Origin of the sequence: Paenibacillus curdlanolyticus YK9 (assembly GCF_000179615.1) — a bacterium.
Taxonomy (GTDB): domain Bacteria; phylum Bacillota; class Bacilli; order Paenibacillales; family Paenibacillaceae; genus Paenibacillus_T; species Paenibacillus_T curdlanolyticus.
Genome location: NZ_AEDD01000007.1, coordinates 167462 through 189314 on the forward strand (window position 1 = coordinate 167462; position 21853 = coordinate 189314).

The 21853-nt window shown below is 55.0% G+C and carries 17 protein-coding genes; 3 read left to right on the forward strand and 14 right to left on the reverse strand.

The window, feature by feature from the left end; all coding sequences use genetic code 11:
• Positions 1 to 2 precede the first annotated feature (2 nt).
• The 10 genes from PAECUDRAFT_RS14370 to PAECUDRAFT_RS14420 all read right to left on the reverse strand — a co-directional run bounded on the left by PAECUDRAFT_RS14370 (position 3) and on the right by PAECUDRAFT_RS14420 (position 11950).
• A complete protein-coding gene (locus tag PAECUDRAFT_RS14370; protein ID WP_006038829.1) occupies positions 3 to 839 on the reverse strand; it encodes an HAD family hydrolase in 837 nt (278 codons plus the stop codon).
• Positions 836 to 1951, reverse strand: a complete 1116-nt coding sequence (locus tag PAECUDRAFT_RS14375) for a cysteine protease StiP family protein (RefSeq protein ID WP_407636295.1) — start codon at positions 1949 to 1951, stop codon at positions 836 to 838. Before PAECUDRAFT_RS14375 ends, PAECUDRAFT_RS14370 begins: the two co-directional genes overlap by 4 nt.
• Before the next feature lie 73 nt (positions 1952 to 2024).
• A complete protein-coding gene (locus PAECUDRAFT_RS14380; protein ID WP_006038831.1) occupies positions 2025 to 3572 on the reverse strand; it encodes a phosphoribosyltransferase family protein in 1548 nt (515 codons plus the stop codon).
• Entirely contained in the window at positions 3517 to 4737 is a 1221-nt protein-coding gene (locus tag PAECUDRAFT_RS14385) for an HpcH/HpaI aldolase/citrate lyase family protein (protein ID WP_006038832.1), read from the reverse strand. The genes PAECUDRAFT_RS14380 and PAECUDRAFT_RS14385 overlap by 56 nt, the downstream gene beginning before the upstream one ends.
• 89 nt (positions 4738 to 4826) lie before the next feature.
• Positions 4827 to 5567, reverse strand: coding sequence for a TerC family protein (locus PAECUDRAFT_RS14390; protein ID WP_006038833.1), 741 nt, complete (start codon positions 5565 to 5567; stop codon positions 4827 to 4829).
• Positions 5568 to 5597: 30 nt separating this feature from the next.
• Positions 5598 to 6851, reverse strand: a complete 1254-nt coding sequence (locus PAECUDRAFT_RS14395; protein ID WP_006038834.1) for a TerD family protein — start codon at positions 6849 to 6851, stop codon at positions 5598 to 5600.
• Between the two features lie 70 nt (positions 6852 to 6921).
• Entirely contained in the window at positions 6922 to 7503 is a 582-nt protein-coding gene (locus tag PAECUDRAFT_RS14400) for a TerD family protein (protein WP_006038835.1), read from the reverse strand.
• Positions 7504 to 7594: 91 nt separating this feature from the next.
• A complete protein-coding gene (locus PAECUDRAFT_RS14405) occupies positions 7595 to 8170 on the reverse strand; it encodes a TerD family protein (protein ID WP_006038836.1) in 576 nt (191 codons plus the stop codon).
• 49 nt (positions 8171 to 8219) lie between these two features.
• Positions 8220 to 8810: a TerD family protein gene (locus PAECUDRAFT_RS14410; protein ID WP_006038837.1), complete on the reverse strand. Its 591-nt coding sequence runs from the start codon at positions 8808 to 8810 to the stop codon at positions 8220 to 8222.
• Positions 8811 to 9130: 320 nt separating this feature from the next.
• Positions 9131 to 11950, reverse strand: coding sequence for a glycoside hydrolase family 3 protein (locus PAECUDRAFT_RS14420; protein WP_006038838.1), 2820 nt, complete (start codon positions 11948 to 11950; stop codon positions 9131 to 9133).
• 256 nt (positions 11951 to 12206) lie between these two features.
• Here PAECUDRAFT_RS14420 and PAECUDRAFT_RS14425 point away from each other — a divergent pair, with 256 nt between their 5' ends.
• Positions 12207 to 12929, forward strand: a complete 723-nt coding sequence (locus PAECUDRAFT_RS14425) for a GT-D fold domain-containing glycosyltransferase (RefSeq protein WP_006038839.1) — start codon at positions 12207 to 12209, stop codon at positions 12927 to 12929.
• 20 nt (positions 12930 to 12949) lie between these two features.
• Here PAECUDRAFT_RS14425 and PAECUDRAFT_RS14430 read toward each other — a convergent pair whose 3' ends face one another.
• On the reverse strand, positions 12950 to 14275 hold the full coding sequence (locus tag PAECUDRAFT_RS14430; protein ID WP_006038840.1) for a nucleotide sugar dehydrogenase: 1326 nt from the start codon (positions 14273 to 14275) through the stop codon (positions 12950 to 12952).
• 147 nt (positions 14276 to 14422) lie between these two features.
• On the opposite strand from PAECUDRAFT_RS14430, the gene PAECUDRAFT_RS14435 reads away from it, so the two are divergent.
• Positions 14423 to 15190: a glycosyltransferase family 2 protein gene (locus PAECUDRAFT_RS14435; protein ID WP_006038841.1), complete on the forward strand. Its 768-nt coding sequence runs from the start codon at positions 14423 to 14425 to the stop codon at positions 15188 to 15190.
• A 160-nt stretch (positions 15191 to 15350) separates the two neighbouring features.
• Positions 15351 to 17669, forward strand: coding sequence for an ATP-dependent helicase (locus PAECUDRAFT_RS24760; protein ID WP_006038842.1), 2319 nt, complete (start codon positions 15351 to 15353; stop codon positions 17667 to 17669).
• Between the two features lie 48 nt (positions 17670 to 17717).
• Here the strand turns inward: PAECUDRAFT_RS24760 and PAECUDRAFT_RS14445 are convergent, their stop codons facing one another.
• From PAECUDRAFT_RS14445 to gcvH, 3 genes are all read right to left on the reverse strand, one after another.
• Positions 17718 to 19235, reverse strand: coding sequence for a metallophosphoesterase (locus tag PAECUDRAFT_RS14445; protein WP_006038843.1), 1518 nt, complete (start codon positions 19233 to 19235; stop codon positions 17718 to 17720).
• 9 nt (positions 19236 to 19244) lie between these two features.
• Positions 19245 to 21281, reverse strand: coding sequence for a bifunctional diguanylate cyclase/phosphodiesterase (locus PAECUDRAFT_RS14450; protein WP_006038844.1), 2037 nt, complete (start codon positions 21279 to 21281; stop codon positions 19245 to 19247).
• Between the two features lie 107 nt (positions 21282 to 21388).
• Positions 21389 to 21787 (reverse strand): glycine cleavage system protein GcvH, encoded by a 399-nt coding sequence (gcvH, locus tag PAECUDRAFT_RS14455; protein WP_006038845.1) that lies wholly within the window; start codon positions 21785 to 21787, stop codon positions 21389 to 21391.
• Positions 21788 to 21853 lie beyond the last annotated feature (66 nt).

The window sequence follows — 21853 nt, forward strand, 5'->3', positions numbered from 1 at the left end:
TTCTATTCGACTGCCTTGCTTAACGTTGTTGCCGAGCCTTCCGCTTGCGACGCCACATAGGCGACGATCTCCTCCGACGCGAACAATCCGGAATGCTGCGTAAACCTCCAGCTTCCCTTTACGCCCGTCTCTTGGTAAATGCGATGCAGCTCGCCGTGGGCCGGTGCGATGGCATAGTCTGCGGATTCCAGCAAGCTGCGGTCCAGCAGCGAATCGCCCGATGCAGCCAAGGGCAGCTCGGGATGTCGCTGGCGAATGTACGCGACGGCATCGCGCTTATTCACGACAGCAGGAACAATGTATACTTTGCGCCCTTGCACCGACAGTTCCCAGCCAAGCTCGGCAAGCGCCTTCGCCCGCTCCTGAACAGCCTCTGCCGGCATCCGGTCACGGTCCATCAGATAGACGTAGAACAGCTCGTCGCAGAGCCGGCTCTCCAGTATCCAATCGTCGCTGACGATCGGCGCGAACGTGCGGAACGCCTCCTCGGGGGAGCATGCTTCTCCTCTCATCCGCTCCTGTACGAGACGCTGCCACTGCGTATCCACTTCATCGCCATGCAAAATATTGCCGCCATTGCTCGTTATCGCATATGCCGGAATGATCATCTGTTGAAACACTTCGATTCGGCGGTATTGCGCCATCGTTCGCGTCGTTACCGGTACGAATATGATGCGCTGCGTTAAAGCCTTCAGCTCCGCCATCGCGGCATCGGACATGAAAGCTCCTGTCTTGCCGCCGTAGCGCTCCACTACGCTGATGCCTGGCGTATCCGGCGATACAAGCATCGCGCGATGCGAATAGATCAGCGTCATGTCCAAATCGCATGCATAAATCATGGCGTCCCTCCGTTCAGCGGTTTAATAATGCCGCAGCACGAGTAAGTAAGCCCGGGGAATACTTCAACCGGAACGCCGCGCTCCTCCGCAAGCAGCATGATGTGCCCCAAATGCGGATTATCCAAGCGATCCACAAGAATTTTCCAAGGCACGCGGCGCAGCAGAACGCGGCTCGTCTCCCCAACGCCCGGCTTAACGAGATTCATATCTGCGATGCCATATGCCGCCTGCACCTGCTTAATATCGGATAGTCCTCTCCACGTAACGGCCGGCGGAACGCGCCGCTGCTCCTCTGCGAAAGCCTTTGCCCGCTCAGCAACCTTTTCGTAATGCGCTTCGATCTTCTCTACAAACAAGATCGAGACATCAATCTCACGCCAGTGGTCATAATATTTGGAGCCGTGAAAATCATCCGGTCCTATCAACCCTTCCTTCAGCACAGTCCGGCTCATCAGGCCAGACACTGTTGCATTCAAGCAAGCGCTTGGAATGAGGAAGTCCTCTCGCGTCCCGAACGTTTGCGAGCAATGCCCGGGGTCCGCCAGCACAGCCAGATCGTCGCTAAGCGTTATCCCGTATTTGGCCTCAAATTGCTGGCAGGCTTGAATGAGCGTCCTGCGAATTGCCCCTTTGCCTGTCCAGCCATCCACGAATTGCAGCTTGGCATCCGCGCCATGCTGCTGCAGCATATACAGCAGCGCATTTTCGTCGATGCCTTTGCCGCGAATAATCGAAATGCTATAGTGCGGCAAAGAAACGCCATATCGCTGCGCAATGTACCGTTTGATCAGCACGCCAATCGGCGTCCCCGCCCGCGCTAGCGAGACAAGCACGCAATCGAGGCCGCGTTTGCGCACAATTAGCTCGGCAACCGCTGCAACGCCTTCTGCCACCAGCTCCGCTGTCGCGCCAAGCGAATCGTGAAACAATTGCAAATACCGCTCCGAGGGCTCATATTCGGCAGGCAGCATTTCCGAGTAATGCACCCCCGACTGAATAGCTTCCTCCCGATCCTCGGTTGGCATCTCTAGTTCCGCGCCGCGCAAATCTTTGAGCAGAAACGTAACATCCGACGGATCGTAGCTTCCGAGCGGCACAGGCGGCGAGATCATGCGAGCGAACAGCCGATTCACATCGCCATTCACGTCACCTGTAACGCAGGATGCAGCTGCAGATCGATCTACGCTACTCATGCGCATCCGCCCCCAGCTTGCTGTATGGCTGACTCGCACAGCTTATGAAATGAACGGCCTTGCATGGCATCGTTCGGAATGCACGGAGCATCGGCGCGAGCATCTCCTCCGTCGCCTCCCGCTCCAGCACGATGAAGACGTCATCATAAGCATGCGCATGCAGATTATAGATAAAATGCTTCACCTGCTCGTCGTCAGGCGAAGGGAACGAGACGCCGTCACGTACCGCATAATCCGTATGCTGAAGCGGATGGATCGGGCTCCGCGTCGTCGACTGGTAATAAACGCCCTCGCCCAGCTCCGCTGCGATCCGCATCGGCACATACATGAATTCGCCGGTGCCAACGACAAGCGTTTTGCCAACTGCCGCTCCTGCGCCAGCCTCTGCCAAAGCAGCGCCATATCTAGAAACCGCTGCATTGATACGCTGCTGGCGAATGACGCGCAGCTGCGCCGCAGCCGCTTGAATCGCACGATCCGTCTTCGCACGGTCGCTGGCGCTAATGCCGAAACGCCCGGTTTCCCTAATATACGGCGTCTCGTTGCGGCGATTAGCGAGATCAGCCGATACGGCTTGGACTTCCTCGAAAATACCGTTCAGCCGGTGCAGCCTAACGAGAGGCCCAGCGAGCGCTTCGCTCGCAGCCGAGGCTCCCCCCGCCTGCTCCTCGCTGCTTCCGCCAAATGCTTGAACGAGCCCTTGCGGCGCACCATCCGGGAAAGCAGCGCCTTCCACCTCGATCGTGCCGCGATACAGACAGATCGTCTCGATGGCGATGCCGAACTCCTGCTCCATCGCCGCAAATGCAGCCTCATCCGCCGCGCTTCGCCAATCGAGCAGCGCAGCGACGATATACCGCTTGCGCGGATATTTGTCCTGCATATCCCGGATCAAATTAAGCGTCGTCTTGCCCGTCGTCATCTCGTCATCGACGAAAACAACGATCTCATCGTCGGCCAAAAAATCCGGCCGCTCCGCATAACAACGGTGCGCTACCGCGTGCGAGTGCTCCTCATCGAATTGGAGCACCGACTGCCGTTCCGGCAGCAGCTCTCGTGTCGTATGCAAGTAAGTCGCTTGCTCCGCTAATGCATCGAACATGGCATGCCCTAATGCTGTTGCCGTCTCCGCAAAGCCCAGCAGCTTCACCGGCTCGGACAGCTTCAGCCGCTTAGCGATTAGCTGCCGATACACCTCCGCAGCCCGCGTCGGGTCCGTTAAGCCCTCCATCGTCAAATGCAGTACCGACGCCAGCTCATCCGCGCGTTCCGGCTGCAAATGCCGGCACAGCAGAGCAGCGAGCGCATACCCGCCAAGCAGCGATGTATGCGGGTTAATCGGAATATGTTTGCCCAGCAGCTTGCTCACGAATAGAAACGATCGCTTCGGATTGTTGCGTGCTGCCATGCTGAACAGCTGGGTTATAGGCAGGATGAACGGATTATCCGCTTCCGTAACCGTGACCTTCAGGCTGCCGGCAATGTTATAAACGTGCGTAGTCTTGTTCTCGGAGCAAATCCGAGTAGCGTTGTTGTTCATGCAGCACCCCATATATGTTGGCTCGGGCCATGATTCGCCGTGCCCAGTTGTAATGCGGCTTCATTTCATTCATTTTGTTCGAATACTCGCTCTTCATTACGCCAAGGCTGCCATCGCTGCCCGCAATAATGGCGAAAGCATCGGTATACTCCTCATGCGTGACCGCGTACATCGCTTGGACAGTACGAAGATGCGAAGGATGAATAATGGTTTTGCCGATAATCCCGTTCTCTTTGTCCAGCATAATCTCCCGTTCTAACTGGCCGTTACCGCTCGCCTCCCGCCGTCCCTGCAGCATGGCATGCGACAGCTCCAGCTCAGGCAGCAGCGCCTCTCGCAGTCTCGAATCTCGCAAGGATGCCAACGGAAGGCGATTAGGAGACGACGCGAAGTACTCCCAGACCGGGCCCGAGATCACGTAGCCGTCCTGAGCCCTTCCGAAAACATTAATAATATCTGCAATGCAGTCGCGAATCGGGGCAATATCGTACACCGTCGTCTCCGGACTTCTGCGCAAGCCGAATAGGCTGGAGAAATCAGTTGCGCCGATCCGGACATTCAGCACATGCGGACGATAATAATCGAGCAATCGCTTAATCCCAATCAGAGACTCCAACCGCGACTCCTTATAAATAATCGATGCGCTCTCGAGCACTGGCATGCCGTATAACAGCGGCTCGTCCGCTGCTCTGGTTCGGTTATACCGCTCCAGCAACCGGAAATAACGTTCTCCATTAGCCGTCGTAAACTTAGGGAAAACAAACCCCGTGAGCACATGCGCCGAATGACCGAGCTCCTCTAGCAATCTCTCTAGCTGCTCAGCCGTACGTACGCGAACAAAAAGAAGAGGAAGCCGCTCCAATGACATGACGCCGCTTTCGATCGCTAGCGCGATCCGGCTAAGCTGCTGAATCGCTGAGCGCTCCGCTTCCTCCACCTCGTTGTCACCGACCGCATCCTCCAGATCAATAACAGCCGTCACTAAGCTTTCGAGCTTGCCTGTCACAATATCGCTTGCAATGGTCGTTCGTGTAGCAGGCATATAAAGCGCGGCGCCTATTGCATAGGCCAATAGTTCCTGCGGGGACCGGTTCGTGAATGAACCGGGGGGCGAATAGAATAGTGCCGGCAGCTCGTCCTCGGACAATTCATTAAAATAGCGCATAGCGATATTCGCTCCTTTCTTCGCCTAATACCAACGAATCCCTCCGAGATGGGAGGGATTCGTGCCGCAGCTAATGCATAGTCGCAGTATTATGCTTCTTTGTTTGCTCTCTTCTTGCTGCGCATCGCGCTGAGCACCATCGTGCCGCCGAATACGACGATCATCGCTGCAAAGAACAGGTAGTGAGATACATGGTAACCGAATGCGCCCGCAAGCATTTTCACTGCGATAACCGCGATGAGAATGAATGCCGCTTGCTCCAGCTCCGGGAAACGATCGATCAGCTTCAGGAACACTTGCGCAACGCCGCGCATCATCAGTACGCCGAGAATACCGCCGACGAACAAGACCCATACTTGATCGCTTACGCCGAACGCCGCGATGACACTGTCGATACTGAACGCGATATCCATGAGTTCAACCATCAGGACGGTTTTCCAGAAGCCATAGTTCTTATTACTCGTCTCGCCTTCATCTGAACCTTTGAACAACCCTTTATACGCAATAAATAACAGATACGCTGCGCCTAGCACCTTCACCAAGGTAATCTTGACGAGATATGTACCTAAACCGATCGCAAGGAAACGGAACACATACGCGCCGAGCAAACCGTAGAACAATGCGCGCTTCTGCTGCTCCTTCGGCAAGTGGCGAACCATGACAGCGAGAACGAGCGCGTTATCCGCCGACAGCAAGCCTTCAAGAAGAATCAAGCTTGCGATAATGCCCCAGCTAACAGGATCGGAGAACGTAGCCGCAACGTCACTCCAGGAGAAGAAATGCCCGTAGCTTTCTCCCACTTTGTCAATAAAATCTGAAAACCAACCCATCTAAACTGCCTCCATTGTGCTCAATTAGTGTTATTTCTTGCCTGCTACCCAGCGCATGCCCCAATCGTAGGCGCGGTCCAGCTCGGAATGCCCATTATAAAACTGGACGAGCCGCTCGATGCTGAACGTCTCATTGCCGACATTATGAATCATCGCAATGGCGCACATGCCCTTTTGGTTATCATGCTCATTCATATGGACAATAATGTCTGGCCCGCCTTGCTGCTCGATCGTAACGACCCCGTCCGCATCCTTCCAGTTCGCCGCGCCCTGATAGATAAACGTGAAGATAAGGATACGCTTGATCTCGCTAACACGGGCTCCATTAATGCGAATGTTCTCGCCCGTCGCTACCGTTCCCGTCCGGTCATCCCCGTCAAGCGCGACGTATGGCGCCCGATCCAGCGATCCGAACGAATTGCCAAGCGCTTGAACGACGCCTTTTCGCCCATCATTCAGCTCGTACAAGCAGGCCAAATCGAGATCGACCGAACGGCTTTTGCTGAAAAATCCACCCTTGCCCTGCTGCCTGTTCCAGTTCAAATTAATCCGGATCTCGCCGAGATCGCCTTTCGGACCCTTCGTCAGATTAATTTTATCGCCCTTCTTCTTGAGCTCAATCTTCTTCAGATTAAGATGGACAGGTGCGCCTGCGGAAGAAGGCGAGGACGGCGGCGGCACGGAAGCCGCCGGCGCCGGAGATGGCGTCGGCGCCGACGATGGCACAGGAGGCTTCGCCGGCTCATCCTGTTGAACGGCTATGCCATAGTTTGCGCAAAGCGCCTTTAATCCGCCGGAGAAACCGGATCCGATCGCATTAAATTTCCACTCTCCGTTATATCGATAAAACTCTCCGACGACAACTGCGGTCTCGACAGAGAAGTTGTTTCCAAGGTCATACCGGACCGCTTCTTGGCCGGTGGCTCCGTTCATGAACCGGATATAGGCATCCTTCACTTGTTTGAACCCTTGCTGCTCATCGTATAACGTTAGGCTGAATGCAACCCGGTGAATGTTCGCCGGCACACGCTGCAGATCAATTACAAATTGCTTCTGATCAGGTGCTTGTCCATTCTCATAACGGATAAAGCCGTTGGAAGGCTGATTATAAAAAATTAAATCCTCGTCGCCCGACGTCATGCCATTCTCGCCAAGCAGAAACGCAGAGGTATCAACTTCGACAGCCGAGGACGACTGCCACCCGATCGCCACCTTCAACTGCGTGAGTCCGGGATTGGTCTTCGTAATGTCAACCTTCTGTCCTTTGACTACTGCTACCGCCATATGTGGTCACCCTCTAAGTAAAATAAGTGGAACGGGAAGACCCGCAGCGCGGGTCTTCCGGTCTTGCTTGTTACTTAGCATCCAATCCGTAGTTCTGGCAGAGTGCCGTCAAGCCGCCCGAGAAGCCGCTTCCGATCGCCTGGAATTTCCACTCTTCGCCATGGCGATAGAACTCGCAGAACACGACTGCCGTTTCCGTCGAGAAATCTTCGCCCAGGTCATAACGCATCAGCTCGCGGTTCGTTGCTGCGTCCACAACGCGCACGAAAGCGTTGGAAACTTGTCCGAAGTTTTGTCCGCGCGACTCATAGTCATAGATCGTAACCGTAATGCCGATGCGGCTAATGTTAGCAGGCACTTTACTAAGGTCGACATCGATTTGCTCATCGTCCCCATCGCCCTCGCCCGTACGGTTATCGCCCGTATGGACAACAGAACCGTTGCCGCCTGAAGTATTGTTATAGAAAATAAAGTCGTCTGCGCCTTTCGCTTTGCCATCTTCATGAAGCAGGAAAGCCGAAGCATCCAAGTCAAAATCGGCGCCGCCGTTATATTTGTTCGTATCCCAACCGAGTCCGACAACGACCTTCGTCAAACCAGGATTCGTCTTCGTCAGATCGATGCGTTGGCCTTTGGACAATGAAATACTCATGCGTTCGTCATCCTCTCTTCCTCAATGTAAAGCCGCATGCGGCAGGCGAATCGCCTTAGCGATCGCCTGCCGCACGGGCATTTCGTCATTCTTATTGCACGCCGTAGTCGCGCGTCAAGCCTGCAAGGCCGTCTTTGTAGCCGCTGCCGATTGCGCTGAATTTCCATTCGCCGCTGTGGCGATACAGTTCGCCGACAACTACGCCCGTTTCAACGGAGAAGTCTTCGCCAAGGTCGAAGCGGATCAGCTCTGCGTTGCTGCCTTCGTTCATGATCCGTACGTACGCGCGGGATACTTGACCGAAGTTCTGATTACGCTCGTTCGCTTCGTAGATCGTGATCGTGAACGCGATTTTCTCTACGTTCGCTGGCACGTTCGCCAAATCGATGTTGATTTGCTCGTCATCGCCTTCGCCTTCGCCCGTACGGTTATCGCCCGTATGTACAACGGAGCCGTTCTCGTTCTGACGGTTATTGAAGAAAATAAAATTGCGCTCCGTTTCAACTTTACCTGCCGCGTTCGTCAAGAACAGCGAAACGTCCAGGTCGAAATCCTTGCCGCCGTCATACTTATTCGTGTCCCAGCCAAGACCGACCGTGATCTTGGAAAGGCCTGGATTCGTTTTCGTCAGATCGACCTTCTGGCCTTTAGTCAAATTAATCGCCATGAATGTGTACCTCTCTTCTGCCAATCAGGCATGCGTGCTAGCCAAGCTCTTATTGATGAGCGGCTGCGATTTGATTCACGTGCGTCGCGTGCGTGCCCTCGCCGATTGCAGCAAATTTCCACTCGCCATTATGACGGTAGAGCTCTCCGCAGATCAACGCGGTCTTGCCTGCGTAGCTCTCGGTAAGATTGAACCGCACCATCTCGTTGCTGCTTCCATCCATTACGCGGATGTAAGCCGATTTGATCATGCCGAAATCCTGTTTGCGGTTAACGCAGTCATAAATATTAACGACCGCGAGAATCTTATCCACGTTCGCTGGCACCTTCGACAAATCGATCATAATTTGCTCGTCGTCCCCATCGCCTTCACCTGTCAGATTGTCTCCGGAGTGAATAACGGATTGGCACGGGCTTTGTTTATTATAGAAACAAATGACATGATGCTCATTTGTAAGTTTCGATTGTTCATTCAACATCAGTACGGAAGCGTCACAATCGATATTGGCCTGCTTCTTCTTCATTCCGAAAAACCCACGTGCCTCAACCGGATCCCAGCCCAAGCCGATGACGACTTTGGTCAAACCGGATCTGCCTTTTGTCAGGTCGATTTTTTGACCTTTTACCAAACTGATTGACATTGCTTGCTCACCTCCCTTCAATCCCTATCCGATTCCTGCGCTTGATGAAATAAGAGGGGCAAAAGCCCTTAATTTCCAGTGTCTAGTTCCAACTATACTCTAGTAAGAATCAAAAATCTACTTGCTTATACAAACATTTAGGTTCGGCAAATCCCTTGCGAAATATACAATATTTTCAATATTAGACGATTGTTTTTCGTTCGCAACCGGTATTACGATGAACCGCCCAAAAGGATTCATTAATTTGTCGTTTTTATGTAAAAAAGCTTTTCCGATCTTATTCCATGATCGGAAAAGCTCCAGTTTCATTCAGCTGCCGCTTACGCCAGCTGAATCCAGCTTAAGCGAATATCGCCCGTCAACACGATATACACGTCTTGACGGCCAGCTGCGCTTTGCAACGCTGCTGTCACTGTCGTCCAAGCTTGTGCGCCGCCAGTTGCTTGCACTTCTACCGTTCCGGCAACCGCGCCTTCTGCCGAGCCGAGACGCACTTCAATGCGCCCGCCGTCCGCTGCGACTGCCACTCGCGCCTGGAAGGAAGTTGCCCCGGTTCCCAGCTCCGCGTCGCGGAACGCAATCCAGCCGCTGCCGGCGGACAGCTCGACGCATGCATACCCTTCTTTGCTCTCCCCGAGGAACACCCCTTCGTAATCGTCATAGTTCTCTGCTTTTGTTTGCGCGCTCAGGCTGCGCGGAGGTATTGTCTCTCCATTCACCTGCACGGTCGCGCTCGTTCGTATATCCTCCGAGCTGCTGCCCAGAAGCAGCGTGTATTCGCCGGATTCCACCGCATATCGATCCCGTGTAACGTCCCAGATCGCAAGCTCTGTCGCCGGAACGGTGAAGGCAACCGTCTGAGCTTCTCCCGGCTGCAGCATGACGCGGCGGAAGCCATAAAGCTTCTTCACCGGGCGCTTCACGCGCGACTTGCCTGCTTTCACATACAGCTGCACGACTTCTTCGCCCGCTACCGCGCTCGTGTTCTGTACGTGTACCGATACGGAAAGTTCATCCTCTGCGCTAATCGCCGCGGCTCCAAGCTGCGGGTCGCTATAAGCGAACGCGGCGTACGACAAGCCATGCCCGAATGGATATAGCGGCTTGTCCTCGAAATACAAATACGTCCGTTTGCCCTTCATAATGTCGTAGTCCATCAGATCAGGGAGCTGATCAGCCGAACGGTACCATGTCATATTCAACCGTCCAGCCGGATTATAGTCGCCGAACAGCACATCAGCCAGTGCAGCGCCATGCTCTTGCCCGGAATGCGACGAATAAATGACGGCCGGAATATTCGCTTCGATCCAGTTCAACGTGAACGGGTATCCCCCTGTGACGACGACAACCGTGTTCGGATTCGCTTCGAATACCGCCTTCACTAGGCGCTCCTGCGACGCTGCAAGCTCCAATCCCGGACGGTCATTCTCTTCCTTGCCGTTCACGAGCGGATTGTTACCTACAAAGACGATCGCAACCTCGGATTGCTTCGCCGCTTCAACGGCAGCTTGCAGTCCGTCATAGACGACTTCTTTATCGTAGGTATCCCTATCGCCGAACGAATTCAGCTCCTCATCCACGACAAGCCACTGATCTGCCGAGGAGACGACGGCCTTGTTGTTCCACGTCTTCATGGCAACCGCGCCGTTTTCTTGCGGCTCCAATTGAAACACTTCCTTCACGAACCAGCCGAACGCTTCATCGGCAGATGCCGTTATATTCGTTTCATCCGTCGTTACATATTTGCCGTTGCTCTCCGCTTGCAGCGTCAAGCTGCCCCAGCCCCAGTCGCCGACTTGGAACGTCTCCGCGCCGGCAGCATCCGCCGCGGCTGCCAGCTGTTTGCTCTCTCCGTCCGCAATCGCTAGGTACTGTCCATTTGCTCTGGAGCGAAGCTTGATCCGGTCGTTGCCGTCTGCGAACGCAACCGACTTGCCAGCCAGCTTCTGCTGGATCGCTTGCAGCGGCGTTATTTTATAAGGGAAAGTGCCGGAATACCAGTCCCGATAGACTGTATCGCCAAGCGGGCCGATAACGGCAATCTTGCTCAGCTTCTCCGCATCAAGCGGGAGAGCGCCGTCGTTTTTGAGCAGCACGATATTTTTCCGAGCCGCCTTCAGGGAAAGCGCTTGATGCTCCGGCTTCATGAGCGATGAGTCGTCGATAGCCGCATACGGCACCAGCTCCTGCGGATCGAACTCGCCGAGGCGCATCCGCACTCGGAACGTATTCGAGAGCGCCTTGTCCAAATCCGCCTCGCCAAGCAGCCCTTGCTCCAGCGCATCCCGAATCGCATCGGTTACGGCCTTCGCTTCGTCCGTAATGCTGTCGATGCCAGCTTTAATAGATTCAGCTACCGCCTGCGCCAACGAATCATAATAATGATGATCGTTGACGATACCGATCATATCGCCTGCGTCGCTGACGATAAAGCCATCCATCCACTGCTCCTTCACGACGCTGTCCACCGTCTCGTGAAGCAGCACCGGCGTCCCGTTTACGGAGTTGTATGCCGTCATCATCGACTGTGCGCCGCCTTTGACGAAGACTGGCTCGAATGCTTTGAAATAGTACTCTCGCATATTGCGCGGGTCGATGCTTACAGAGCAGCTGCCCCGGTTGATTTCATTGTTGTTGCCAAGAAAATGCTTTAATGTGGCAACGGCTTTCAAATACTTCGGGTGGTCGCCTTGCATGCCTTGCGTCAGCGCAACCGCCAGCTCGCTTGTCAGGTGCGGGTCCTCGCCGTAGGCCTCCTCCGTCCGCCCCCATCGCGGGTCGCGCTCCATATCGACAGTCGGCGCCCAAAGGGTTAACCCGTTGATTTGGGGATTGCGCTTATAGAACACGCGGGCCTCCGTACCGATCACATCGCCAATTTCCTTCATCAGCTCCTGATCCCATGTGCAGCCCAGTCCGATTGGCTGCGGGAAAGACGTCGCCTCACCAAGCCAGGCGATGCCATGCGCGCCTTCCGTGCCATGCTTGTACGCCTGAATGCCGAGCCGTTCGATTGCAGACTGATATTGCGGCATATTGTGAATTTTCTCTTCCAGCGTAAGTCGGGATACGAGATCCGACACCCGCTCCTCGAGCGGCAAGGCTGGGTTACGAAACGGAAACACAGTGATATCCTTCATGGGTCAATGCTCCTTTATTTATCATCATGGTTAGATTTCGGCTCGCCAACTTAGTTTATCCTTTAAACTATCCACCCCATTATAGCGGCCTTTTTTAATGAAAACAAGAACTAAAACGATTTCGGTAACGCTTACACAAGTCGTTTTGGTCAAGCTGCACAGGATTGGGCCTTATGATTATCTCCCTCTCGGCCTGGTCGCACATATAGTATTAAATAGCCTGCACGGCATAAGACTGACGAGAACGAGGGGAGCTATGGCCAAATATTTGAATCTCAAAAAGGTTCTGGACACGATCGAGCGCGCGCTATACGAAGTCGCTCCCCTGTCTCTCGTGCGAATCGGCGATGGCGAGAACCTCGTGATGGCGCAGCAATCCGTATGGAGCATAAGCAAGGTGCTGCGCGAGCCATGGGCGATCAAAGCCAATCAGGGCGAAAAAGGCGTAACGCTGCCGAATTTGGCGCTGCGAGACGAGATGGTTCGTTCCATCAAAGAAGCCACGATCGTCGGGCTGCTTCCCCTTGATGATGATCAAATCAAAGCGCCCGACTATTTGAAACGAAAGCTGACGAATGAAATCTTCAGCCATTACCAGCTGAATCCGACTATGCGCTGTCATGCATGCGTAAACCGCATGATGCCCGAGAGCGATAAATTTTGGCGGATGCTAAAGCATCAGCGCATTTTGCTTGTAACGAGAAACCCCGCGCCGCTTGAAGCCCTCTTGACAAGCGATCGATATAAGCTCAACGTCACGCACAAAATCGCTTTTTCCCATTATGACCAGATCAAAAGCACGATGAAAGAAGCCGTCGCTGTACGCAACCGCTTCGACATCGCCTTACTCTCTTGCGGGGTCAATGCCGTCGTGCTTGCTCCGCGAATCGCCAACGAAACAGGGAAGGTTGCCATCGACTTCGGAAAAGGGCCGGATCGCATCATCACCGCCGCAAAGCTTTTTCCCAAACGAAGATAGACAGCTCGAGAGACAGCACCCTACTGCCGGCTTCCATCGCCGAATCGCGCTAGCTTGCCCGGACCGCTCTTGCCGCGCGTTAGGTTACGCGTATCATAAATCGCTGCCGCATGCGCCACGATACGATCAATCGGCAGCCCCGCATGGTCGGTATGAATGAGTATGCAGTCCGCTGCCGCAATCGCTTCATCCGTTAATGAAATGCTGCGCCATGACGCCTCTCCGATTCGAACGGTCGGAATGTAAGGGTCATAATAAGCAACCGTCGCTCCGGCGTTGCACAGGCGCTCCATTACTACCAAAGCGCTCGATTCCCGCAGATCGGCGACGTCTCTTTTGTACGTAACCCCGCATATAAGAATGCTCGCTCCGTTCAATGTCCGCTCGGGCTGCAGAAGCCGCTCCAATCGGCTGACGATGTAGCTGGGAATGGACTCGTTCGTATCGCGTGAAAGCTCAATAAACCGGCTCTCCGTTCCGGCTTCACGGGCCTTCCACTGCATATATAAGGGATCAACGGGAATGCAATGGCCGCCAATGCCTGGCCCCGGCAGAAAGCTCATAAAGCCGTAAGGCTTCGTGCTTGCCGCGCGGATCACTTCCCATATATCCAATCCGAGCTGGTCGCAAAGCTTCGCAAATTCATTAATAAACGAAATATTCACAAGACGAAAACTGTTTTCGAGCAGCTTGGCAGCCTCCGCCGTATCCGTCGACGATACCGGCACGACTTGATGAAAGACGGCGCTGTAGAGCGATACGATACGCGTTAAACACGGTGCGGTTAGCCCGCTCACGACCTTCGGCACGTCCTCCACGGGTGTCGCCGTGTTGCCCGGATCGATTCGTTCCGGCGAATAAGCCAAATGAAACGATTCCCCTGCCCGCAATCCGCCAAGCTCCAGCAACGGCTGAACGACTTCGCGCGTCGTTCCAGGGAACGTCGTGCTCTCAACGATGACCAACTGACCAAAGCTTAGATGCGGCTGCAACTGGCGGCATGCGGCGGTTAAGAAGCTCAAATCTGGCGCCTGATTGGCCGTAAGCGGCGTCGGCACGCAAATGACAATGCTAGAAGCGTCTGCTAAACGCGAAAAGCTAGAGGAAACGACCAGCTTGCCCGCTGTCACAGCCTCTGCAAGCTCAGCGTCCTCAACATCGCGAATATAACTTTTTCCTCGCTGAAGCATCTCGAGCTTCCGCGCATCCACATCAATCCCGATAACGGCAAACCCGCGGCGTACAAAGGCCATGGCAAACGGCAAGCCGACATAGCCAAGTCCAATCACACCGATGACGCCGATGTCGCTTGGCTCGTAGTCTCCCGCCTTAGCCTCGTCTAACATAATGCCGCCCTCCTATCCTACTCTTCCTTTACGCTCTCTCAATAAGGTACGAAGTAGAAGGGTTCGCGCACACGTCCAATGACGGGGGATAATCGCCCCTTTTGCCAAAGCAGGCCATACATTCCTCAATAAAGGAGGGCTTTCCAGATGACAGAGATGGAGATGGGAATGGAGAGCTTCGCTCCAGCCGGGGTGACAGTCGTCAGCCCCACAATGCGGCCGCAGCTTATGAAGCAGCTGCTGGACAATTATGCACGCCAGCAAGGGGTGCGCAAAGAGCTTATTATCGTGCTGAATCGCAAAGGAATGAGCATGAAGCGCTACAAACGGGCCGCCAGCGCCTATGACAACGTACGCGTGCTGCGAATCGCCGGGCGCCGCCCTCTCGGCGATTGCTTGAATTATGCCGCCTCACGAGCGCGCTACCCTTACATTGCTAAGTTCGACGATGACGACTATTATGGCCCCTTATATCTGTCAGAGGCGGTAAACACCTTCCGCGTGACCAAGGCTGATCTTGTAGGCAAGAGCTCCTTCTTTTTTTATTTCCCCCATCGGCAAACGCTTCTGCTCCGAAGACAGCCGTTTCGCCCCTACTCCGGGGTGAAACGCATTGCAGGAGCGACGATCATGTTCCACCAACGCGTGTTCAAGCGCGTGAAGTTCGGCAAGAAGAGGCAAGGCTCCGATGTACAATTCATTCGTGCCTGCCTTCGCAAAGGCTTCCGTCTTCGCACATCGTCTCGATACCATTTTGCCGCAATACGCAGAGCGAACCGCATGTCCCATACGTGGAAGGTGCGAGAGCGTCAGCTATTCGCCGACCGGCGTGCCATGGTCATTCGCACTAAGCAATTCAAGCTTTACGTGAATCGGCAGCGCGCATTACGACGAGACGACGAGCTAGCAGACTAATGACATGCACGGCTGTGTTTATCCGGTTCGACGGACATGGATATATGCGGCTTTTACATAATGATGACTCGCAAGGGTGTCCGCTTGTACGGCATGGTATAATGAAAGCCAACAGCTTATGCATCAAACCGCATGGACAAGCAGAAAGGACTAGTACCCAATGCAGCAATACCGATACACCATTACAGGCGCTTCCCGAACCGTAGAACCTGCTTCCATGATAAGAAGGCATGCTAGCCAAGCCTCTTCACATGTTCTGGCAAGCTCCTCTTCCCCCATGGACGCGGAGAACGCCTCTTCATATGATCCAAAGCGGGACGCCCGCTTCCTGCAAGCGCTTGACGAGCAAAACGTCATGCTCAACGACCAGCAGCTGCAAGCTGTCCGGCACGGCGAAGGACCGCTGCTCACGATCGCGGGCGCGGGCTCCGGCAAGACGACGACGCTCGCTTGCCGAGCAGCCTACCTCATCGCCGTTCGCCGCGTTCCGGCACGGCAGCTGCTCCTCGTGACGTTTTCTCGCAAAGCTGCCGACGAGATGAAGCTTCGCCTTGCCGGCTTGCCGGGCATATCGACAACGACCGCCAAATCGATCGAAGCGCGCACCTTCCACTCCTTCTGCCTGCAGCTGCTGCGTCGTCGCGGCAATCAGTCGGCCGTACTCGGCGATCCCGGCCAGCAGCGCATGACCGTAAAGCGGCTGCTGCGTGAAGCCGGCACGACGCTCGACTATGAGCCGGAAACGCTGCTGGCGCTTCTCTCCTCCTACAAATGCCGGCTGTTAACCGCATCCGACATGCCGGAGAGCTCAACGGCCGAACGCGAGATGAAGCGCGTCCTGATCCGATATGAGCAATGGAAGGCAGAGAGCCGCGCCATCGACTTCGATGATGTCCTGCTGCTCGCTCATCGTATGCTCAGTGAGGACGAACAGCTGCTCGCGACGCTGCAGGAGCGGTTCCGATACGTGATGGTCGATGAGTTTCAGGACACGAACACGGTGCAATACGAGATCGTGCGGCTCATCGCCGGGAAACAGCGCAATCTGATGGTTGTCGGCGATGACGACCAGACGATCTATTCCTTTAATGGCGCAAGCGCCGATGCCATTCTGTCGTTCGACAAGCTGTACCCCGACGCGCGAGTCGTTACGCTCAGCGTGAACTACCGTTCGAGCGCCGCGATCGTCGGGCTTGGCAACGCCATTATTCGCGGCAACCGCAATCGGCGGCCGAAAACGCTGACGGTACCCGCACCGCGCGAGGAAGCTGCAAGTCACAGCAGCGCAGACGGCGAGGTTGCGGCAGCAGCCGCGAGCGACTCCCCGCTATCGCATGCAGCTGCTCCAAGCGCAGCCCTTGCCGGCATTGGCGCTGAGATGCCAGCAGCATCCGATGACGCCAGCTTAGGCACCATCGGCAAACCGATGTTTGCCCGCCCTGCTACAAGCGAGGAAGAAGCCTCCCTCATTACAGCATCCGTCCGCAAGCTGGTTGAGTCCGGGCAATATCGCTATGGCGATATCGCTGTGCTCTACCGTTCAGCCGGCAGCGGCCGCGCAACGATCGAGAATCTGCTTCAAGCCGGCATTCCGGTCGAAGAGCATGGCGAAGGTTATTCCTTTTATGAATCCTCGCTTATTCGTCCAGTCATGGCGCACTTAAGAATATCGCTTCACCATCGGGACAAGCAGGCGATTGAAGAGATGCTCCCGACGCTGTACGTGAATCGCGACGCCGGCATGAAATGGATTAACGAACAGGAAAGCGAGCGCGCGAAAAAATGGCCGCTTATCCACTTAACCAATTTTCCGCGCTTGCAGCAATTTCAGAAGGATCAGGTACTGGAACGGCTGCGGCTGATCAAAGCGATCGCATCCATTCGCCCTGCGACCGCCATTCGCCGGATTCGCGACGCTTTCTTCGATAAATTTGCAGAAACGAACCGTGGCGGCACGCCGCATAAAGAGCTTATGAAGGAGTTGTTGGACGAGCTGGAGACGTCTGCGGGAAGATTCGATACGGTGGAAGCGTTCCTTGCTTTCGCCGACGAGATGGCGAAGCGGCAAGCGGATGCGCGGGACAAACAGAAGCAAGAGCGCTACACAGCAAGCGCAGCGCCGGAAACGGAGCCCGGAAGCGTGCAGATGATGACCATTCACAAGTCGAAGGGGCTGGAGTTCCCGGTCGTATTCGTCGTCGGTGCAACGGAAAACATCATGCCTCACCGCTCGGCAACCCAACCGCAGCAACCCAAGCAGGCTACTACGCCAGAGAAAGCCGCACGCGAGAAGGAGGAAGCGATCGAAGAGGAGCGCCGTCTGCTCTACGTCGCCGTAACGCGCGCTCGCGAGCGGCTGTACGTCAGCTCCCCTGCCTTCTACCATGGCCAGAAGACCGATATTTCTCGTTTCTTGGCGGAGGCCGGCGGAGCCCCGCACCCTGCCAACAGGTCAAAATCAGCCGCTGGAGGCAGATAAGCTATAAAAAGGACGGACTGCATATGGCATGCAGCCCGTCCTTTTTGGTTATTGGTCGCTATAAAGCCTGAGCCAACGAGAAGCGCCATCCATAGCGTTGTACATCGATAAGCTGAGCAGACGGGTTACTTCACCTGCTCGAAGCGGCGACAGCTTCGCGGTCCGGAACGATACAGCCAGCGGCTTCGCGCTGCGATTGCCGAACGAATCAATTGCAACGACTTTGGCCACATAGGCCGTATCGGGCGTTAGCCCTTTCAGCTCGAACGATAGGCTGGACGGCATCGGATATTTATAAAATTCAGAGAACGCATGCACCGTCAACGCGTGCTTCCCAGTGCTTGCCCGACTTACTTCGATATCGTACGAGTGAACGAACAGGTTATCCGAGGCTTGGTTGAATGAAACCGTCGCTTGGGTGCCACGAATGCTGCCCGGCATAATCACCGCCTTCGCAGCTGGCCCGAATTGCGGCTTCTCCTTATCGCGATCGTCCGTATAACGAAAAGCCGACTTGCGCGCAGGATAATCGACAATCCAATCCTCGCCTGTCCAGTCATCCCGATGGAAATCGCGCCGCTTCACGATCACTTGCTTGTCCTTCACTTGAACGATATAGCCTTGGGCGATGTCATCCGACGGATGGCTGCCCTGCGCCATACCCGATTCAAGCTCCGGATATCGAACGGAAGCTGTTCCGAAGGACGTGAAGTCTCGTTGATGCGCGCTTCGCGGATCGTTCAGCATATAGTGCGAATGCCCGGAGAAGGTAATGACTTGCGGATAACGGGCCAAGATTGCGTACAGCTGCTTATGCTTTTGCGTATGTCCCCATTCGTCGCTGCCGTACACCGTATTGCTAATATGCTGATGAAAAATGACGAAGATCGGCTTGTCCGCGCTGGCGTGATCCGCAAGCTTCGCGTTCAGCCATCCAAGCTGGCGATCGGAGAGCGTGCCATTCGTCGTCTTGCTCTCGCTGCCGATGACGATAAAGTGATAGCCATTAATCCACGCATCATAGTAAATACCCGGCATGCCCGTCTTGTCCATAAACAGCTTCTGCGCGCGCGAAGCGCTGGAGCTGCCGTAATAATCATGGTTGCCAATGGCCAGCAAATGGCGGGCAGACGCCTGCTTCTGGCTGTTATAGACCGCCATAAACGAGTCGTACTGCGCTGCCTCTCCTTTATCCGTCAAATCCCCTGCGCTCACCATCGCATCATAATGCGGCGCAATGCGATTAATTTGCTTCATGACGCTAGTGAATTTCGTTACGGCTTTGTCTCCTGCCCCGATATGAATGTCGCTTATGACCGGGAATACGAGATTGAGCCCATCGCTCCGCTTCACCGTCGTATAGCGGTCGGTTGGCTCTACAACAGCTGCACTTGATCCAACTGCTGCCGTCCCCTCCGCCTTTGCGCCAATTAGGCCTGTCCCTATGCTCTGCGCGAGAAGCATCGCCGCTACGGCTGTCGCTGCGCGGCTTGCCAGCCGCCTTGTTTCCTTGATCACGTCTGATACACCCGTTTCTTCCAAATGGTTAACCAGCCAATGTTCCACTAGTATGCGTCACTTGCCATCGGCGCATGCAGCTTCCTTATACGCGAGATCATCCAGCCAGACGCGAACGCGAATATCATCCATCGGTTTGCCAAAATAATAGCCTTGAATGACCGGGCAGCCCGACTCGATAAGCAAGGCGACCTGCTGTTCTTCTTCAACGCCTTCGGCCACAACCTCCAAGCCAAGCTGCTGCGCCAGCATAACGATCGTCCGAATAATCGCCTGCTTGGCCGGCAAATGGCTCTCGTTCACAAACATGCGATCAATCTTGACTGTATCAATCGGAATCCGATCAAGCGTGCCAAGCGAAGAGTAGCCTGAGCCAAAATCGTCCATTGATACTTTCACGCCTAGCGAGCGTATCTGATTCAATTGCGCAATGACATCGGTCATATCGTGGATGACGATCGACTCGGTAATTTCAAGCTCCAGCCGCTCAGGCGGAAGCTTGCACTGCTCAAGCGATTCACGCACCGTATCGTACAAAAGATGGCTGTCAAACAGCTTCACAGACGTATTCACAGCAATGGTCAATTCCCCGTATCCATCCCGCTCCCAGCGCAGGCAGTCCTGGCAGGCTTGCTGAAGGACAAACCGCGACAGCCCCACGATGAGCCCCGTTTCCTCGGCGATCGGAATAAATTCAGAGGGCGGCACGAGCCCTAGCTCCGGGTGCTGCCACCGCACGAGCGCCTCGAAGCCTGAGGGCCCGCCGATGCGCGTATCCCATTTGGGCTGGTAATGCACGACGAACTCTCCGCCCCGCTTCATCGCCCTGCGCAAGTCCTTCTCTAATGCCATCCGCCGAACGAGCCGCTGCTCCATCCCATGGTGAAACAGTTGAAATCGATTTTTCCCTTTGCTCTTCGCATCGTACATCGCCGTATCCGCCGTCTTCAGCAGCAGCGTCTGATCACGCCCGTGCTCCGGATATAAGCTGATGCCGATGCTGCACGTCACATAAAGCTCATGGCCATCCAGCTGGAACGGACGATGGATGCTTGCCAGCAGCCTACTAGCCATCTCCTCCGCTTCCGCTTGCCCGACATTCGAAATAATGAGCAAAAACTCGTCGCCGCCGATGCGAAACACCTGCAGCGACTCCGATAGCTGCGCTAGTCGCTTGCTTGCATCGAGCACAAGCAGATCGCCAATTTCATGTCCAAGCGTATCGTTAATCGTCTTGAACTGGTCGATATCAACGAACAGCACAGCCCCTTGATTCGCACGCTGCAAGAACCAATCAAACCTGTTGCTGAGCTCATATCGATTCGGCAGGCCCGTTAGGGGATCCGTGTATGCCATCCGAACCAGCACTGCCCGATCAATATAAACCATGCCCCATGAAATAAGCAGCAGCAGCAGCATCGCCGTCGTAACCGCGCTTACCAAAAATACGTTCAAAGGCGACTCGTCCATCATCTCCCCGCCGCCGCACCAGAAGGATACGGCGCGCATGCCCGTATAGTGCATGCCGCATACCGCTAAACCCATCAGCGCCGCTGCAAACCATTTGCGCAATGCAGAACGGTTCATGTTGGTGGTCCGTACGCGGCTGAACAGATACAAAGCCGCGTATGACACCACAATCGCGACACCTACCGATAGCACTAAATAAGAAGGCTCGTAGCGCATCTCGCCCGGCAGGCGGAGCGCGGACATCCCGATATAGTGCATGCCTGCAATGCCAAGTCCCATCACAATGCCGCCAACGAAGATCAAGCTTCGCCTGGACTCGGACCTTTGCGTCAAATAGAACGCGATATACGATGCCGCGATGGCCGCCACGAGCGAGAGCGCCGTAGTCGGCACATCATAAGTGACCTGCACATGGAGATGAAAAGCGATCATTCCGACAAAATGCATCGACCATATGCCGCAGCCCATCACGAAGGCGCCAACGAGCATCCAGCCCTGTTTAGAACGGCCATGCGCCTGCAAGACCCGGCCGATTGTATGAAGTGCAGAAAAGGAAGATAACGTTGCGATTATAAACGAAAGCGCAACGATTCCTAGGCTGTACGTCCCTTGTAACATCATCATGCTGCTTCTCCTCCGATGGCGTTGCCCAAACTTCCCTAGGTAAGATTATACATCCCCTTGGCGGGACAAACAGCCATTTCTTCTCGGGAGTCGTGTATTTTTTCCGACTAAGGCCCTACATTTATCCTTTTCTCATACTGTTCTGCCGTCAACAGCCCGCTTATCGCAACCTGAGCATCATTGCGCACCTGGATGTCCACGAGCCATCCCGCTTCATACGGCTGCTCATTCACCGCTTCCGGCATGCTGGCCAGCGCCTCATTCACTTGCACAATTATGCCGCTGACAGGGCTGAACAAATCCGACACCGTCTTCACGGACTCGATCGTGCCCATCGGCTGGAGCGCCTCAACCTCCGCTCCTATAGACGGCAGCTCCACATACACGATATCGCCTAGCTCACACTGCGCGTGATCGGTTATGCCAACCCGGACGATTCGGTCGCTCTGAAGCGCAACCCACTCGTGCTCCTCCGTATATCGCAGTCCCGCCCTTACTTCACTCATGTTCGACACCCTTTCCGCGTATGCATGAATACAACAGGCTTCTGCATTCGTCTCCCTATTCACTCC

Excerpts from the sequence above, each read along its gene's own strand:
- PAECUDRAFT_RS14370 (WP_006038829.1), bottom strand. The coding sequence starts at position 839 with ATGATTTATGCATGCGATTTGGACATGACGCTGATCTATTCGCATCGC.
- PAECUDRAFT_RS14395 (WP_006038834.1), bottom strand. The coding sequence starts at position 6,851 with ATGGCGGTAGCAGTAGTCAAAGGACAGAAGGTTGACATTACGAAGACC.
- PAECUDRAFT_RS14410 (WP_006038837.1), bottom strand. The coding sequence starts at position 8,810 with ATGTCAATCAGTTTGGTAAAAGGTCAAAAAATCGACCTGACAAAAGGC.
- PAECUDRAFT_RS14450 (WP_006038844.1), bottom strand. The coding sequence starts at position 21,281 with ATGATGATGTTACAAGGGACGTACAGCCTAGGAATCGTTGCGCTTTCG.
- PAECUDRAFT_RS14435 (WP_006038841.1), top strand. The coding sequence starts at position 14,423 with ATGACAGAGATGGAGATGGGAATGGAGAGCTTCGCTCCAGCCGGGGTG.
- PAECUDRAFT_RS14400 (WP_006038835.1), bottom strand. The coding sequence starts at position 7,503 with ATGAGTATTTCATTGTCCAAAGGCCAACGCATCGATCTGACGAAGACG.
- PAECUDRAFT_RS14380 (WP_006038831.1), bottom strand. The coding sequence starts at position 3,572 with ATGAACAACAACGCTACTCGGATTTGCTCCGAGAACAAGACTACGCAC.
- PAECUDRAFT_RS14390 (WP_006038833.1), bottom strand. The coding sequence starts at position 5,567 with ATGGGTTGGTTTTCAGATTTTATTGACAAAGTGGGAGAAAGCTACGGG.
- PAECUDRAFT_RS14430 (WP_006038840.1), bottom strand. The coding sequence starts at position 14,275 with ATGTTAGACGAGGCTAAGGCGGGAGACTACGAGCCAAGCGACATCGGC.
- gcvH (WP_006038845.1), bottom strand. The coding sequence starts at position 21,787 with ATGAGTGAAGTAAGGGCGGGACTGCGATATACGGAGGAGCACGAGTGG.
- PAECUDRAFT_RS14425 (WP_006038839.1), top strand. The coding sequence starts at position 12,207 with ATGGCCAAATATTTGAATCTCAAAAAGGTTCTGGACACGATCGAGCGC.
- PAECUDRAFT_RS14375 (WP_407636295.1), bottom strand. The coding sequence starts at position 1,951 with ATGATCTCGCCGCCTGTGCCGCTCGGAAGCTACGATCCGTCGGATGTT.
- PAECUDRAFT_RS14420 (WP_006038838.1), bottom strand. The coding sequence starts at position 11,950 with ATGAAGGATATCACTGTGTTTCCGTTTCGTAACCCAGCCTTGCCGCTC.
- PAECUDRAFT_RS24760 (WP_006038842.1), top strand. The coding sequence starts at position 15,351 with ATGCAGCAATACCGATACACCATTACAGGCGCTTCCCGAACCGTAGAA.
- PAECUDRAFT_RS14405 (WP_006038836.1), bottom strand. The coding sequence starts at position 8,170 with ATGGCGATTAATTTGACTAAAGGCCAGAAGGTCGATCTGACGAAAACG.
- PAECUDRAFT_RS14385 (WP_006038832.1), bottom strand. The coding sequence starts at position 4,737 with ATGCGCTATTTTAATGAATTGTCCGAGGACGAGCTGCCGGCACTATTC.